The 11,997-nt window shown below is 71.5% G+C and carries 10 protein-coding genes; 2 read left to right on the plus strand and 8 right to left on the minus strand.

Translation table 11 applies throughout. From position 1 onward, the window contains the following. The 8 genes from ASE76_RS11935 to ASE76_RS11970 all read right to left on the minus strand — a co-directional run. On the minus strand, positions 1–318 hold a 318-nt coding region (locus ASE76_RS11935; RefSeq protein ID WP_369793408.1), incomplete at its 3' end, for an aldehyde dehydrogenase family protein. 226 nt (positions 319–544) lie between these two features. Further along, positions 545–2,149, minus strand: a complete 1,605-nt coding sequence (locus ASE76_RS11940; protein WP_055839649.1) for an ABC transporter ATP-binding protein — start codon at positions 2,147–2,149, stop codon at positions 545–547. Positions 2,150–2,188: 39 nt separating this feature from the next. Next, positions 2,189–3,076 carry an ABC transporter permease gene (locus ASE76_RS11945; protein ID WP_055839653.1) on the minus strand — a complete coding sequence of 296 codons (888 nt, stop codon included), beginning with the start codon at positions 3,074–3,076 and terminating at the stop codon, positions 2,189–2,191. Between the two features lie 18 nt (positions 3,077–3,094). After that, positions 3,095–4,051: an ABC transporter permease gene (locus ASE76_RS11950; RefSeq protein ID WP_055839656.1), complete on the minus strand. Its 957-nt coding sequence runs from the start codon at positions 4,049–4,051 to the stop codon at positions 3,095–3,097. Positions 4,052–4,274: 223 nt separating this feature from the next. Continuing rightward, entirely contained in the window at positions 4,275–5,894 is a 1,620-nt protein-coding gene (locus ASE76_RS11955) for an ABC transporter substrate-binding protein (protein ID WP_055839659.1), read from the minus strand. A gap of 74 nt (positions 5,895–5,968) precedes the next feature. Next, complete coding sequence (locus ASE76_RS11960) at positions 5,969–7,258, minus strand: FAD-binding oxidoreductase (RefSeq protein WP_055839662.1); 1,290 nt, start codon at positions 7,256–7,258, stop codon at positions 5,969–5,971. A gap of 38 nt (positions 7,259–7,296) precedes the next feature. Continuing rightward, positions 7,297–7,962 (minus strand): haloacid dehalogenase type II, encoded by a 666-nt coding sequence (locus ASE76_RS11965; protein WP_055839664.1) that lies wholly within the window; start codon positions 7,960–7,962, stop codon positions 7,297–7,299. Between the two features lie 210 nt (positions 7,963–8,172). After that, on the minus strand, positions 8,173–9,654 hold the full coding sequence (locus ASE76_RS11970) for an aldehyde dehydrogenase (protein ID WP_055839666.1): 1,482 nt from the start codon (positions 9,652–9,654) through the stop codon (positions 8,173–8,175). Positions 9,655–9,885: 231 nt separating this feature from the next. Between ASE76_RS11970 and ASE76_RS11975 the strand changes: the two genes are divergently transcribed. Then, positions 9,886–10,764: a GNAT family N-acetyltransferase gene (locus ASE76_RS11975; protein ID WP_055839670.1), complete on the plus strand. Its 879-nt coding sequence runs from the start codon at positions 9,886–9,888 to the stop codon at positions 10,762–10,764. Between the two features lie 28 nt (positions 10,765–10,792). Further along, positions 10,793–11,725, plus strand: coding sequence for a glyoxylate/hydroxypyruvate reductase A (locus ASE76_RS11980; RefSeq protein WP_055839672.1), 933 nt, complete (start codon positions 10,793–10,795; stop codon positions 11,723–11,725). The last annotated feature ends 272 nt before the right edge of the window (positions 11,726–11,997 follow it).

Consider the following 11,997-nt stretch of genomic DNA (forward strand, 5'->3'; position numbering starts at 1 on the left):
CAGCCGGCCCAGGTCCTCCTGGTGGGCCAGGACCAGGTCGTTCCAGCGGCGCACGATGGCCGCGCGCTGCTTGGCCGGCACCTTGCGCCAGGCGGGAAAGGCCGCGTGGGCGGCATCGACCGCAGCGACCGCATCGGCGGGACCGGAGTCGGGTACCTGGGCGATCAGGTCGCCGGTGGCGGGGTCGGTGACCGGAAGCAGGTCGCCGCTGGCCGCAGGCTGCCAGTGGCCGGCGACGAAGTTGGCGTTGGGCAGCAGGGTGGTGCGGGTGAGGGCCAGGGCGGCGGGAGCGGTGGTGACAGGCGCGGCGGCGGACACCGGGTCGTGAGCAGCGGTAGCAGCATGGGCTTTGGAGGCAGCAGTCGCTGCAGTGCGGTCCGTGGAGATGGCTGGAACGGCGAGTATGTCGGTGGAGGGCATGGAATTTGAATGAAAAAAGGCTCCAGCCGACGAACGGAGCCGGCTGTTAGCTATGGATTTGATAGCGAATGCCTGCCATGCAACCGCCTGCTTCTGGCGGACCTGCGCCTGCAGGTCGGCACGCTCAATGCGCTTCCTCCAGCCAGCCCTGCCGCAACTCCGGCACCGAGCGGGCCAGCAGTTCGTAGTACGGATGGTGCGGGCCGCGGTCGAAGTCGGCCCGGGCCACCTGGGCCAGCTTGCGGCCGTACTGCATCACGATGATCTCGTCGCAGACGGCCCGCACCGTGTGCAGGTCGTGGCTGATGAACAGGTACGACACGCCCAGGTCGCGCCGCAGGTCGGCCATCAGCTCCAGCACCGCGGCGCCCACGACGGTGTCGAGCGCGGAGGTGACCTCGTCGCACAGGATCAGGTCGGGGTCGGCGGCCAGGGCGCGAGCCAGGTTGACCCGCTGCTTCTGCCCGCCCGAGAGGCCGCCGGGCAGCCGTGCGGCCACCCCCTGGGGCAGCCGCACCAGGTCGAGCAGTTCGCGGATGCGGTGGCGCAGCGGCTCGCCCTTCAGGCCCTTGTAGAACTGCAGGGGCCGGGCCAGGATGCTCTCGACGGTGTGCGACGGGTTCAGCGCGGTGTCGGCCATCTGGAACACGATCTGGATGCGCCGCAGCTCTTCCTTGCTGCGGTGTGCCAGGTCGGGCTTCAGCTCGCGGTCGCGGAACAGCATCGCGCCGTGGCAGGGCGCGATCAGCCCGGCGATGGCGCGGGCCAGCGTGGTCTTGCCCGAGCCCGATTCGCCGATCACCCCGATCGCCTGGCCGCGGTAGAGCTTGAAGTCGATGTCCTGCAGAATCAGGGTGGCCGGCTGCCCGCGGGTGTCGACCGGGCCGTAGCCGGCCGACAGCTCCTGCACGTCGAGCAGCAGCTCGCCTTCGCCCAGGCAGTGTTCGGCGGGGCGCGCCGCCGGCCGGGCGGCGGCCAGCAGGCTGCGGGTGTAGTCGTGGCCGGGTTGGGCCAGGATGCGGGCGGTCGGCGCTATTTCCTGCATGCGGCCGCCGCGCAGCACCAGGATGTGGTCTGCCATCTGCGCCACCACCGCCAGGTCATGGCTCACGTAGACGGCGGTCGCCCGGCGCTCGCGCACCACCCGGCGGAAGGCGCGCAGCACCTCGATCTGGGTGGTCACGTCGAGCGCGGTGGTCGGCTCGTCGAGGATTACCAGGTCGGGATCGGTGATCAGCGCCATCGCCGCCATCAGCCGCTGCAGCTGGCCGCCCGACACCTGGTGCGGATAGCGGTCGCCGATGGTCTCGGGGCTGGGCAGCGCCAGCTCGCGGAACAGTTGCACCGCCTTGGCCTCGGCCTCCGCGCGCGGCAGGGTGCCGTGGATGCGGGCGGGCTCGACCACCTGGTCCATGATGCAGCGCGACGGGTTGAAGGAGGCCGCCGCGCTCTGCGCGATGTAGGCGACGGTGCGGCCCCGCAGCGCGCGCTGCGCGGCCGGCGCCAGGTGCAGCACGTCGACATCGCCGATGCGTACGCTGCCGCCGGAGATGGCGCAGCCCTGGCGCGCATAGCCCATCAGCGCCAGCGCGGTGGTGGTCTTGCCGGAGCCCGACTCGCCGATCAGCGCCAGCACCTCGCCGGGTGCGATCGAGAAGCTCAGGCCGTCGACCAGCGTCTGGCCGCCGGCGGTGATCTGCAGCTTGTCTACGACGACGGATGCGCCCATGTCAGTGGTTCCTGCGAAAGGTTTCGGAGCGGCGGGCGTTCATCGTTCGAGCCGGGCACGTTCGGCACGCCCGGGCAGGCTGTCGATGACCAGGTTGACCGCGATGGTCAGGCTGGCGATCGCCAGGGCCGGCGCGATGACCGAGGCGCCCGCGTCGGGCAGCGCACCGATGTTCTCGCGCACCAGCGAACCCCAGTCGGCCGCCGGCGGCTGGATGCCCAGTCCCAGGAAGCTCAGGCCGGCCAGCAGCAGCACGACGTAGACGAAGCGCAGGCCGAAGTCGGCCAGCATCGGCGCCAGGATGTTGGGCAGGATCTCGCGCCGCATGATGTAGAGGGTGCCCTCGCCGCGGGTGCGCGCGACCGTCACGTAGTCGAGCGCGGCGATGTTGACCGCCAGGGCCCGCGCGATGCGGAAGGCCCCCGGCACGTAGATCAGCGCGGCGGTGAAGACCAGCATCTGCACCGAGGAGCCGAACCCGGCCACCATGATCAGCGCGAACATCTTGCTGGGGATGGCGGTGAGCGTGTCGAGCAGCCGGCTCAGCACCGCGTCCAGCCGCGCGGTGCCGGCGGCGGCCAGCAGGGCCAGCGCGATGCCGATGCCGCTGGCGAGCAGCGTGGCCACCAGGGCCACGCCGACGGTGTAGCGCGCCCCGTCCACCACCCGGGCCAGCATGTCGCGGCCCAGGTAGTCGGTGCCCAGCCAGTGCGTCGCGCCGATCGGGCCGAACACCGTGCCGCTGCCGGCACCGGCCAGCGCCCGGGGCAGGAGGCCGGGCCCGACGACCGCCGCCAGCACCCAGAAGGCCAGCAGCGCCAGGCCGAGCCAGCCGGAGAAGCCGAAGCGGCCCAGCCTGCGCAGCAGGCCGCGCCGGGGCGGGCAGGACGCAGCCGGGGCGCCGGGGACAGGAGACAGGGAATCCATCGTGCGGGCCTTCGGGTTTCAGCGGTGGCGAAGCCGCGGATTGGCGACGATGCCGCACACGTCCGCCGCCGTCACCAGGATCAGGTAGCCGGCGCAGAACACCATCGCGCAGGTCTGCACCAGCGGCATGTCGCGCTGGCTCACGCCGTCGACCATCAGCTTGGCGATGCCGGGGTAGTTGAAGATGGTCTCGATGATGATCACGCCGCCGAGCAGGTAGGACAGGCTGAGGGCCACCGCGTTGGCGATCGGCCCGACGGCGTTGGGCAGCGCATGCGCCATCACCATCCGCAGCGGCGACGCACCCTTCAGGCGCACCATCTCGATGTAGGGCGCCTCCAGCTGGTCGATCACCGCGGCGCGGGTCATGCGCATCATCTGCGCCACGATCACGCAGCACAGGCTCAGCACCGGCATCGCGAAGGCGCGCAGCATCTGACCAACCGATTCGATGTCGCCCGCGTACGAGAGCGCCGGCAGCCACTGCAGCTTGACCGCGAACACCAGCACCGCCAGCGTCGCCACCAGGAATTCGGGCACCGACACCACCGCCACCGCGGCGGTCGAGGCGATCCGGTCGAACCACGAGCCGCGCCACACGGCCGAGGCGATGCCCAGCCCGAGCGCGATCGGCACCGAGAACAGCGCGGTGACGGCCGCCAGCAGCAGCGAATTGGGCAGCCGGCTGGCGACCAGCTCTCCCACCGGCAGCTGGGTGGTGGTCGAGGTGCCCAGGTCGCCCCGGGCGATGCCCCCCAGCCAGTGCAGGTAGCGCACCGGTGCCGGCACGTCCAGGCCCATCTGGGTGCGCAGCGCGGCCAGTGCCTCGGGCGTCGCGTCCTGCCCCAGCTGCTCCTGCGCGGCGTCGCCCGGCAGCACCGCGGTGATCGCGAACACGATCGCCGATACCGCGAGCAGCGACAGCAGAGCCATCAGGACCCGCTGGCCCAGCAGTTTGAAGATCAAGGCATTCATCCCGCGACCTCGGTTTCCGTCGATTGCCGGCTCGGCCGGGCCTGCGCCCGCACCGCCGCGGAGCCCGTGCCGCCGCGCCTCAGGCAGTACCCTGGTCCCCCGGCCGGCCGCGCGCAGCGCAGGCCGTGCCTCAGGGGCGAGGCGGCGAGGCACCGCCGAGCCGCGGGCCGCCCCCGGAGAGGGGGGAGGCGGCGACACGCAGTGCGCAAGCCTGGGGGAGAACTCATCCCTCCAGCCATACGTGCTCGGCGAAGGAGTAGCCCATCAGGCCGCCCAGCGGGATCGGTGCCAGGCCCTTCAGCTTGGTGGAGTGCCCGTCGATGCTGGCCAGGAACAGCGGGATGCCGATGCCGGCCTCCTGGTTCACCATCGTCTGCAGGTCGGCGTACATCTGCTTGCGCTTGGCCAGGTCGGTCTCGGCGCGGGACGCCAGCAGGAGCTGGTCGAACTGGGCGCTCTTCCAGCGCGACTCGTTCCAGGCGGCGTCGGACTTGAAGAACTGGGTGAGGATCGTGTCGGCGCTCGGGCGGGGGTTGACGTTGCCGAAGCCGACCGGGCTGTTGAGCCAGTGGTTCGACCAGTAGCCGTCGGCCGGCATCCGCTTGATGTCGAGATCGAGGCCGATCTCCTGGGCGGTCTGCTGCATCACCAGCGCCATCTCGACCGAGTACATCGCCGCGGGCGAGGTCACGACCGGAACCTTGCCGGTGACGCCCGACTTCTGCAGGTGGAACTTGGCCTTGTCGAGGTCGAACGTGCGCTGCGGGAGGTCCTTGAAGTAGAACCGGTTGGTCGGGTCGACCGGCTGGTCGTTGCCGAGCACCGCGTAGTCGAGCGCGATCGTCTTCTTCATCTTCTCGCGGTCGAAGAGGTGCTTCATCGCCAGCACGAAGTCGGGGCTGGCGCCGGGGCCCATGTCCTTGCGCATGATCAGGTCCGAATACTGGCCCGACTGGGTGGTGAAGATCGCGTAGCCGGGCGTGCCGCTGACCCGGGCCACCGCGCGCGGGTTGACCGAGGCGACCAGGTCCATGCCGCCCGACAGCAGGGCGTTGACCCGGGCGCTCTCGTCGCCGATGCCGACGAACTCGATCTCGTCGAGGTAGGGCTTGCCGGGCTTCCAGTAGGCGTCGTTGCGCACGACCACGGTGCGCACGCCCGGCTTGAATTCCTTGAGCTTGTAGGGGCCGGTGCCGACGCCGCCGCTGAAGTCGGTGGTGCCTTCCTTGGCGATCTGGAAGTGGAAGGTGCCCAGGATCACCGGCAGGTCGGCATTGGGGGCGGTGAGCACCACCGTCACCTCGTTGGGGCCGCTGGCCCGGACGCTCTCGATCTGGTCGGCCAGCACCTTGGCCTTGGAGGCGGTGGCCGGGTCCTTGTGGCGCATCAGCGAGAACACCACGTCGGCGGGCGACAGAGCCTTGCCGTCGTGGAACGTGACGCCCTTGCGCAGGGCGAAGACCCAGGTCCTGGCATCGGTGGTGGCGAAGGACTCGGCCAGCGCCGGCTGCGGCGACAGGCTGCCGTCGAGGGAGGTCAGGCCGTTGTAGACCATGCTGCAGCGCACGTAGTCGCTCTGGTTGGACTGCTTGGCCGGGTCCAGCGTGTCGGTGACGGCCGCGGTGGCGGCGGCCACCCGGATCTTGCCGCCGCGCCGCGGGGTCTGCGCATGGGCGGTGGCGGCCAAGCCCGCCAGGCTGCCGGCCAGGGTGGCCTGCATGCCGCCGGCCACCAGCATCGCCAGCACGTCGCGCCGGCTCGCGCCGCGGCGCAGGGAGTCCATCATCCGCAGGCTCTCCTGCGGACCGACGACGTTCTCGAAAGAGAGAGGGCGCTTGCTCATGCTTCTTGTACTCCTGGTGAACCTGTGGGGGTGTGAAAACGCGGGGACGGAATCTGCTGCACGAGACGCGGGGCTCAGGCCAGGCGGTCTTTGAGCCGGTAGTAGAGGCCGATGGCCGGAAGGAACCAGGGCGGGCCGACGTGTCCGGGGATCGCCGGCCAGTCGCGGCCGTGCCACGGGTTGGCGGCAGGATCGCCCGCCATCGCCGCGGCCATGCGCTCGCCCATGTGGACCGACATCTGGGTGCCGTGGCCGCTGTAGCCGGTGGAATAGAAGAGGCCGTCGCGCTCGCCGGCATGCGGCAGGCGGTCCTGCGTCATGTCGACCAGGCCGCCCCAGCAATAGTCGAGCCGGACCGGGCCGAGCTGCGGAAATGTCTCGGCGAGGCCCGCGCGCAGCACCTCGCCGCTGGCGGCGTCCTGCTGCGGGCTGGAGACGGCGAAGCGCGCCCGCCCGCCGAAGACCAGCCGGTGGTCGGCCGTCAGCCGGAAATAGTGGTGGATGTTGGCTACCGTGACGTAGGTGCGCCGTGCGGCCAGCAGCGCCTGCGCGCGTTCGGCACCCAGCGGCTCGGTGACCACGATGAAGCTGCCGATCGGCACGATGCGCCGGCGCAGCCAGCCGAAGCTGCCATAGCCGCCGTGCCGGCTGGCGCCGGTCGCGAGCAGCACCTGGTCGGCCTGCACCGTGCCGCGCGCGGTGTGCAGCCGGTGCACCGGGCCCCGCACCCGCTCGATGCGCTGCACCGCGGTGCCGGTATGGATCTGGGCACCGCGGCGCTCGGCGGCGGCGGCCAGGCCCTGGGCGAAGCGGCCCATGTGCATCTGGGCGCTGCGCTTGTAGAGCAGGCCGCCCTGGAAGCGGTCGCTCTGCACCTCGGCCCGCACCTGCGCCGCTTCGAGGATATCGACGTCGGTGTCGACGCCGTCGGCCACCAGCCGCTCGGCGCTGCGGCGCAGGGCCTCCAGGTGGTGGCCGCGGGTGGCGAGCTTGAGCTTGCCGTGGCGCAGGAAATCGCAGTCGATCGCCTCGTCGCGGACGATGCGGGCCACCGAATCGACCGCGTCGTCGAAGGCGTGGTACCAGGCGCGTGCCTGCTCCTGCCCGACGCGGGCGGCCACCGCCGCATAGTCGACCGCCAGGCCGTTGTTCACATGGCCGCCGTTGCGGCCCGACGCTTCGGCCGCCACCCGGTCGCCCGCCTCCAGCACCGCCACCCGGGCGCCGCGCAGCGCCAGGGCGCGTGCCGCCGACAGGCCGGTGAAGCCGCCGCCCACCACCGCCACGTCCACCTGCGCGGGCAGGGCGTGGGGGGCCGGGACGAACGGCGTGGCGGAATCGGTCCAGTAGGAATCGAGCTTCATGGCGGGCGCGTCGGTATGCGGGCGGCGGGCAAGCGGGATCAGAGACCGACCACGCCCGGCAGGCCGCCGATGTCGGCGATCTCGGTGTAGCCGTAGGCCGGGTTGCCCGGACCGTGGCCGCGGTTGACGAACACCTTGTTCTTGATGCCGATGTCGTCGGCCGACATCAGGTCATAGCGCAGGCTGGACGACACGTGCAGCAGGTCCTCGGGGTTGCAGCCGAGCGAGTCGATCATGTACTCGAAGGCCTTGAGCCGCGGCTTGTAGGCCTGGGCCTGCTGCGCGGTGTAGACGCGGTGGAAGGGCGCGCCCAGCATCGCCACGTTGCGCTGGATCTGCGCATCGGCCGCATTCGACAGGATCACCAGCGGAATCTCCTGGGCCACCTTGGCCAGGCCCGCGGGCACGTCGGCGTGCGGGTCCCAGGTGGGCACCGCGTCGTAGTACTTCTGCGCATCGGCGTCGAGGTACTGCAGCTTCCATTTCTTGCACAGGCGGCGGACCGCGTTCTTCAGCACCACCTCGTAGGGCTGCCAGTCGCCCAGCACCTCGTCGAAGCGGTAGGCGGTGAAGTCGGCGACGAACTGCTCCATCCGGTCGGCCGGCACGCGGTCGGCGAACATCTCGCGGGTCATCTCGCCCATGCGGAAGCGGGTGAGCGTGCCGTAGCAGTCGAAGGTCACGTACTTGGGACGGAATGTCATGGTCTCGGGTCCTGTGTCATGCCGGCATCCGGCGTTGGCGGGTCGCATGCCTTAGCCGGCGTGTGCGACAGTTTCATTACGAGGCGATTGCAGCATGCGGCCACGCGGCTGCGATAGGGAAAAGCGGGGGTGCCCGCACCGAAGCTGCGGTTTGCGGTGCCGGCCGCGGCATGGGATGCGGTATGCCCCCCAAGCGTGCGGGGCGCACCGTTAGTGCACTGCAGCAAAGTCGATCAGCACGCTTTTGAATCGCAGGTTGGCCTCGACCGCCTGGCGCCCCAGATCCTTGCCGATGCCCGATTGGTGGAAGCCGCCGGTCGGAATGACGAAGTCGTCGCTGCGGCCGTAGCGGTTGATCCAGACCGTGCCGGCCGGGATGGCGCGCACCGCCCGCAACGCCCGGCCGATGTCGGCGGTGTGCACCCCGGCGGCTAGGCCGTAGTGCGCATGGCCGGCCAGGGCCAGGCCCTCGTCCTCGTCGCCGAAAATCTGCACGGTGAGCACCGGGCCGAAGATCTCTTCCTCCACCGCCGGGTTGCCGGCCGAGACGCCTTCGAGCAGGGTGGGCTGGAAGTACGCACCGCCCGGCCCGCCGTCGAACAGGCCGCCGCCGCAGCGGACCCGGCCCCCGGCGTCGCGCGCCCGCTCCACGATGTCGAGCATGCGGCCGGCCTGCGGTGCCGAGATGACCGGCGGCAGGGTGGCGGCGTCGTCCCAGGTGGCGCCGGGGCGCAAGGCCGCGAAGCGCGCCGCGATGCGCTCGACCAGCGCGTCGGCTACCCCGCGTTGCACCACCAGCCGCGAGCCGGCCACGCAGACCTGCCCCGCGTTGCCGGTGATCGCGCCGGCCACCAGCGCGGCCACGCGGTCGATGTCGGGCGCGTCGTCGAACACCAGCTGCGGGCTCTTGCCCCCCAGCTCCAGCGTCACGGGCTTCGGGCCGTGCAGCGCACAGCTCGACATGATCGCGGCGCCGGTATGGGTCGATCCGGTGAAGGTCATCTTGGCGATGCGCGGATGCCGGGTCAGCGCCTCGCCGGTGGTGCGGCCGTCGCCCTGCACGACGTTGAAGAGCCCGGCCGGCACGCCGGCCTGCACCGCCAGTTCGGCCAGGCGCAGGGCCGAGAAGGGCGTCAGCTCGGACGGCTTCAGCACCACCGCGTTGCCGGCGGCCAGCGCCGCGCCCACCTTCCACGAGACCATCACCAGCGGGAAGTTCCACGGCGTGATCGCGCCCACCACGCCGTACGGCTCGGCCACCACCATGCCCAGATGGTCGTGCCGGGTGGCGGCCACCTCGCCTCCCAGCTTGTCGGCGTATTCGGCGAAGAAGCGCAGGCCCTCGGCGGTGAAGGGAATGTCCCAGGCCACGGCGTCCCGCACCGGACGGGTGGAGCAGACGGCTTCCAGCGGTGCCAGGGTGGCGACGTCGGCCGCGACCAGGTCGGCCCATCGGCGCAGCACCCGCGCGCGCTCCCGTGGCGGGCGCCGGGCCCAGTCGCCGTCGCGCCAGGCCTGCCATGCGTTCTGCACCGCGGCATCGACCATGTCGGCATCGGCCAGCGGAAGATCGGCGTGGTGCTGGCCGTCGGACGGCCGCCGCACCGCGATGCGGCCGCTGCCCGGCACGAACCGGCCTCCGATGAAATGGCCCGAAGGCGTGGGAATCTGGCGCGGGTCGAAGGCGTACATGGCGTGGGCGGCGCGGGGCCGCAGGAAGGCTGGAGGAAGGTCGGTTCGATGCTAGGCAGATCGGACGGCATTTGGTTGCGTAGGCGGGCGCTGGGCGGCAGCGAATTGCGAGAACCCGCCGGCCCGCAACCGATGCTTGCGAGTTGCGCCGCGGGTCGTAACCGCGGTGGCGCGGGCGCCGGATGTCGCCGAAGATGGGCGCGCATTCGCACCGCAACCAGAGCCCCCCCGATGCCCGTCTCCATTCCGCATGCCCCCGCCGCCGACGGCGTGGTCCTCCGCCCCATGACCGCCGCCGACCTGCCGCAGGCCCACGCCCTGTCGGACGAGCTGCGCTGGCCGCACCGGCCGACCGACTGGGCGCAGACCTTCGCCCATGCGGAGGGGGTGATGGCCGAGATCGACGGCAAACCCGTCGCCACCGCCCAGCGCTGGCACTGGGGGCCGCGGCACGCCACGATCGGCCTGGTGATCGTCACGCCCGCGAGCCAGGGCCGGCGCATCGGCCACCGGCTGATGAGCACCCTGCTGCACGGCCTGGACGACCACACCGTGCTGCTGCACGCCACCGCCGAAGGCCGCGGCCTGTACGAGCGCCTGGGTTTCGTGCGGACCGGCGAGGTGCGCCAGCACCAGGGCCTGGCGCAGACCGCGCCGCTGGTGGCGCTGCCACCCGGCTGGCGGCTGCGGCCGGCCGGCCAGCACGAGGCCGCGACGCTGCAGGCGCTGGATGCCGCAGCCCGCGGCATGCCGCGCGACGGCCTGATCGCCGACCTGCTGGCCAGCGCCGAGGCCTGCGTGGTGCTGGCCCACGAGAACGAGGCCCGCGGCTTCGCGATGCTGCGCCGCTTCGGCCGCGGCCATGCGATCGGCCCGGTCGTCGCGCCCGACGTCGAGGGCGCCCGGGCGCTGATCGCGCACCTGGCCAGCGTCAACGCCGGCCAGTTCACCCGGATCGACATCGATTTCGCGAGCGGACTGGGCGAGTGGCTGGAGAGCATCGGCCTGCAGCGCGTGGATGCGCCGACGGTGATGGTGCGCGGCACGCCGCTGCCGGTGGCGCCGGGCGGGCCGCTGCTGTTCGCGCTGGCGACGCAGGCGGTGGGCTGATGCCCTGGCCTCGACTGCGCCAACGCCTATGACGACCACCTTCCTTTACAAATCCGACCCGGTGCGCGGACGCGTCTGGGCCGAGGTGTTCGCCGCCCAGGCGCCGGACATCGACTTCCGCGTCTGGCCGGACATCGGCGAGCCGGAACGGGTCCGCTTCCTGGCCGCATGGGAGCCGCCGGCGGACATCGCCGCCCGGTTCCCGCATCTGGAGGTCCTGTTCTCCTCCGGCGCCGGCGTGGACCAGTTCGACATGGCCGCGCTGCCGCCCGGCCTGCCGGTGGTGCGCATGGTCGAGCCGGGCATCGTGCGCGGCATGGTGGAGTACGTGGTGCATGCGGTGCTGGACCTGCACCGGGACATGCCGGCCTACCGGCGGCAGCAGCAGTCGGGCGTATGGAAGCCCCTGCCGGTACGGATGGCCGGCGAGCGGCGGGTGGGCGTGCTGGGGCTCGGCTCGCTGGGCCAGGCGGTGCTGGCACAGCTGGCCGGTTTCGGCTTCCACTGCGCGGGGTGGAGCCGGTCGCGGCACACGGTCGACGGCGTGGCGTGTTTCGCCGGTGCCGACGAGCTGGCGGGCTTCCTGGGGCGGTCCGACATCCTGGTGTGCCTGCTGCCGTTGACGGAGCAGACGCGGGGGTTCCTGTGTGCTTCGCTGTTCGCGCGATTGCCCGAGGGCGCATGCCTGGTGCAGGTGGGGCGGGGGCCGCAGCTGGTCGAGGCCGATCTGCTGGCGGCGCTGGCCTCCGGGCGGCTGGCGGAGGCGGTGCTGGACGTGAGCGATCCGGAGCCGTTGCCGGCGGGGCATCCATTCTGGCGGCATCCGCGGATCCGGCTGACGCCGCATATCGCGAGCATGACGCAGCCGCGGAGCGCGGCGGAGGCGGTCATTGCGAACCTGGGGCGGTGGGAGAGGGGGGAGGGGATGGTGGGGGTGGTGGATCGGGGGAGGGGGTATTGAGGTTTGCGCCCTCTCGGTATGTGAGAGGGTGGGGGTGAGGGCTCATGATGGGGCGTCGGGCTTCTTTCCGGATTTGCTCCCTCTCCCCCTGGGAGAGGGCGGGGGTGAGGGCCGCGCCCGGCTGACAGCCTCAGCTGCTGTCCGTGGAAACACTGCACGTGTTGAATTCGGAGGCGGGGATTTCGCCCCCGCGGGCGAGTCCCTTTCTTTGCTTCGCCAAAGAAAGGAACCAAAGAAAGGCGACCCCGCGTGCTGCGTCCCTCCGCTGCGCT

This window comes from Xylophilus sp. Leaf220, assembly GCF_001421705.1.
Lineage (GTDB): Bacteria > Pseudomonadota > Gammaproteobacteria > Burkholderiales > Burkholderiaceae_C > Xylophilus.

What these genes read in the sequence shown, in the direction of transcription:
- ASE76_RS11940 (WP_055839649.1), bottom strand. Translation starts at nt 2,149, where the DNA reads ATGGGCGCATCCGTCGTCGTAGACAAGCTGCAGATCACCGCCGGCGGC.
- ASE76_RS11945 (WP_055839653.1), bottom strand. Translation starts at nt 3,076, where the DNA reads ATGGATTCCCTGTCTCCTGTCCCCGGCGCCCCGGCTGCGTCCTGCCCG.
- ASE76_RS11950 (WP_055839656.1), bottom strand. Translation starts at nt 4,051, where the DNA reads ATGAATGCCTTGATCTTCAAACTGCTGGGCCAGCGGGTCCTGATGGCT.
- ASE76_RS11955 (WP_055839659.1), bottom strand. Translation starts at nt 5,894, where the DNA reads ATGAGCAAGCGCCCTCTCTCTTTCGAGAACGTCGTCGGTCCGCAGGAG.
- ASE76_RS11960 (WP_055839662.1), bottom strand. Translation starts at nt 7,258, where the DNA reads ATGAAGCTCGATTCCTACTGGACCGATTCCGCCACGCCGTTCGTCCCG.
- ASE76_RS11965 (WP_055839664.1), bottom strand. Translation starts at nt 7,962, where the DNA reads ATGACATTCCGTCCCAAGTACGTGACCTTCGACTGCTACGGCACGCTC.
- ASE76_RS11970 (WP_055839666.1), bottom strand. Translation starts at nt 9,654, where the DNA reads ATGTACGCCTTCGACCCGCGCCAGATTCCCACGCCTTCGGGCCATTTC.
- ASE76_RS11975 (WP_055839670.1), top strand. Translation starts at nt 9,886, where the DNA reads ATGCCCGTCTCCATTCCGCATGCCCCCGCCGCCGACGGCGTGGTCCTC.
- ASE76_RS11980 (WP_055839672.1), top strand. Translation starts at nt 10,793, where the DNA reads ATGACGACCACCTTCCTTTACAAATCCGACCCGGTGCGCGGACGCGTC.